General features: G+C 63.4%; 4 protein-coding genes. All 4 read right to left on the bottom strand.

Annotation, left to right across the window (positions count from 1 at the left end; genetic code table 11):
- Positions 1 to 298, bottom strand: a 298-nt coding sequence (locus OXG98_05955) for a hypothetical protein (protein MCY3771544.1), incomplete at its 3' end; no start/stop codon positions are given.
- Between the two features lie 270 nt (positions 299 to 568).
- Positions 569 to 1,135, bottom strand: a complete 567-nt coding sequence (locus OXG98_05950; GenBank protein ID MCY3771543.1) for a type 4 pilus major pilin — start codon at positions 1,133 to 1,135, stop codon at positions 569 to 571.
- 17 nt (positions 1,136 to 1,152) lie between these two features.
- A complete protein-coding gene (locus tag OXG98_05945) occupies positions 1,153 to 2,190 on the bottom strand; it encodes a hypothetical protein (GenBank protein MCY3771542.1) in 1,038 nt (345 codons plus the stop codon).
- Positions 2,174 to 3,169, bottom strand: a 996-nt coding sequence (locus tag OXG98_05940) for an ATPase, T2SS/T4P/T4SS family (GenBank protein MCY3771541.1), incomplete at its 5' end; no start/stop codon positions are given. The genes OXG98_05940 and OXG98_05945, both read right to left, overlap by 17 nt.

Here is a 3,169-nt window from a genome sequence, read left to right as displayed (position 1 = left end):
CCGACACCCCGCTATCCTCCCCGGGAACGGGTGGTGTTACGGTCAGGGAGTCGGCGGCCGCGGAATTCCATGCCCCATCCGCTGCCTCGAGCGTGCCAATGGATTGAATGCCAGCGGACTCAAGTGGCACCTGCATCGACGGCGCGTCGCGGAGAACGCGTTCAGGATGGGGCAGGGGGACTTCGTCGAGGGCGAGTTCAAGTGGGGTCGTCACCCGGTCCCGGCCCAGCCATTCGCCGATCCGGTTGCCGAGCACGGCCCCGGCAACTGGGGGCATCTCTGGCCAGGCGAATTGCATGCGGTCCACACCGCCGGGGACAACCGATATAAGTGTAAAAGAGATCCCGCCGCTCCGACAGATGTGGCACCGCTCCCGCTGCAACCGGATCCGCGCCCGTGAAGAGAGCGGCCTCGGAAACACTGCGCACGAAAGTAGAGGCCGCCGCGGCCTCCGCTTCCGCCCTGTCACGCGCCCATGACACCGCGAGGCGATCCATGGCGACCGCAACGAAGAGGAGGGCTACCACCATGGTGAGCAAAGCAAACCCGCGCCGTCTCTGCCACGGAATCATCGAAACGTCAGGGCAACGTCTGAATCAGCGGCGCAGGTGCTTGAAATTGTCGCGACGGAAAGCGGAAGGGTTTGGGCGGTGCCTTCGATCGCGACCCCGGCGAGGGAAGATTCCTCCTCGCCCTGATCCGCGTAGCTCGTCAGGAGGTCGATGCAATTGGCCTCTGTCATGTCGACGACCGTAACGGTGAACGTGGTGCCGGCCCCCACCACGGTCACGTTATCGCCAAAGGGTGACGTGATCGTGGTCGTGGTGTTTCCGTCATCATCGGTGACGGACGACCTGCCTTTTGAGGGCACCCGTTTCGCGGCTTCGAGCGTCTGAATCAGATCGCCCGTGCCATAGGAGGCGCCGGTTCGGTGGAGGTCGGCCACCGCCGTGAAGACCTCGGTGACCAGCTGGGAGGTCTGCAGGCGTTTCTGGCGGTTTTCGACATTGTTGTAAGCCAATACCGCCCCGGCAACCACGACAGCCGCCAGGCCGAGATACAACACGAAATCGACCAGGCTTACGCCACGACGGCGGTGCCAGCGCCTCTCAAGCCATTCTGTTGCAAAAGTCATTGAGATACCTCTCTTTTTCATTGAACCAGGGTCGAGATGTTGACCATCGTCGCTGCCGACGAACCGATTATGGCAGCGGCGAGGATCATCAGGACAAGACGCAGGACCTGCACCATCGCATCGACACGCACCTGCAGGCGCTCAAGCCATGCATTTGCGTACCGGGCGTAGCGGGGAACCCAGTCGGCCTGCCCGGCATACGCACGCAGTACCGCGTTCAGTTCCGGATCCGGGAAACCATGCCCGGCCGTGATCGCCGCGTTTCCGATGTTGGTCCGATCGGCGTACTCTGCAATCGCCATGATCCGGGACCGGGAATAGGGTGGCAGGCCCGCCGCCAGGTTCAACAGGAACGCCCGGTTGATCTCATGGCCGACGCGGGCGTTTTCCAGGAGTACGAAGGCAAAGGTCGCGCCGGTCCGGAGGCGGTAGAGCGAGAAAGGAGGGATCCGGTCGAGCCATTCGCGGCCGAAACCTGCGTGAAACCGCTCGATCGCGAGATAGGCGCCGACCAGCAGCACGAGGGTAACGCCGACAAGGAAGGAGTGGTCCGCGACGCCGAAGGCCAGCCGTGCCACCAGTTGCGACGACACTGGCCACTCATGGACTGGCGCCAGGGTCTCGACGGTCGGGAAAAGGTTGCTTCCGAGCGAATAGAGCAGCCCGAAAATCAGGAAGAACAGGAACAACGGCCACATCAGTGCCTGCCGGATGGCCTTGGCGATCCTTTCGTCCACCTCGGTGAGCGTTGCCGCAGCCCGAAAGATGCTTGCGTCCGACACCTGGCCAAATCGGCGAAACAGCATGGCCTCGGATTCGGGGACGTAGTCCGTCACGATCACGGCGAACCGGTCGGTCCTGAGCGAGCTGCGAAGGTCCCCGAGAATGTCCTGCAAGGTCTTGCGCCCGCGGCCCTGGATCTCGGCGACCATGGGCAGCGCCCGGTTGAGTTCCATTCCGCTCTCGAGCAGATCGGCGACAACCGTCCAGGTCCGTGCACGCACGGACCGCCGGAACGCAATCCGGCGCACCATCTTTTCAAGCAGTGCCAGCAAGGCCTGAAATCCAGTTCCGGTACCGGTCCAACATCCCGTCGTCCATTTTCGCCACGTCGGCGCCCTTTTTCCGGGCGTCGGAAGGCGCGACGAGGCCGGCATTGGCCAGGAGATTGATTTTTCGCGACAGGGTAATGCCTTCGAGACCACCCTGGTCGAACGGCCCGGTCCAGTGACGCCATGCCGCGATCGCGTCGTTCCTGCGGACGCAGTCGAGATAGCCTTCATCCGGGACGATGGTCTCGCCGACCGCGATCAATCGCCGGTATCCCGCCCAGGCCCGTGCGGCTGCATTGTCGCCCCGTCCGGCAATGCACGCCGCACAGCCGTCCGTGTTCCGCGCGCGGAAGGGCTTCCTGTCCGGCACCGGTCGCGCGCATTCGCACAGCAGCGGAACCAGGGACTGCTTCATCAGCAGGGTGATCGATTCCGGCTTCGCCAGTTCCGAGGGATGAATGCCCATGTCGATCATCCGGAACAGGATCGAATTGACCGAACCGATATGGATCGTGGTCCAGACCTGGTGGCCGGTTTCGATGAACTGGATCATCTGGCGGGCGCCCGCGGCATCGCGAACCTCCGAGACGACGCCGACATGGGGATTGATCCGGACGAAATGCCTGAGCGCCTCCTCATAGTTGGCAGCCCGCTCTTCCTCCGTACCGGCCGACTGGATCGGAATCTGGATAACGCCGCTCCTGCGAATCCGGCTCTCGACCGGGTCCTCGATCGTGACCACGGAAAGCTGACCGTCCTCATCGTCGTAGAGCTGCTCGACACACCTGAGGATCGACGTGGATTTCCCGTCACCGGTCTCGCCGCCGACGATCACCGCCCCCTTCATCCCCGACCTGGCATGGCCGAGATCGGCAAGGACGAGAGGATCGAAGCCCAGGTGGTCCAGCGTCTCGACGTCGTCGTTGTCTTCATAGACGATCCGGAGCACGACATGCTCCTGGATTCCGGCGGCCGCTTCGTG

It is taken from the genome of Gemmatimonadota bacterium (genome assembly GCA_026706345.1).
GTDB lineage: Bacteria > JAAXHH01 > JAAXHH01 > JAAXHH01 > JAAXHH01 > JAAXHH01.
Note: the sequence above shows the minus strand (reverse complement) of the source record. Positions and strands in the feature narration are given on the sequence as shown.

Coding starts and splice junctions, on each gene's coding strand:
- OXG98_05950 (MCY3771543.1), bottom strand. CDS start 1,135: ATGACTTTTGCAACAGAATGGCTTGAGAGGCGCTGGCACCGCCGTCGT.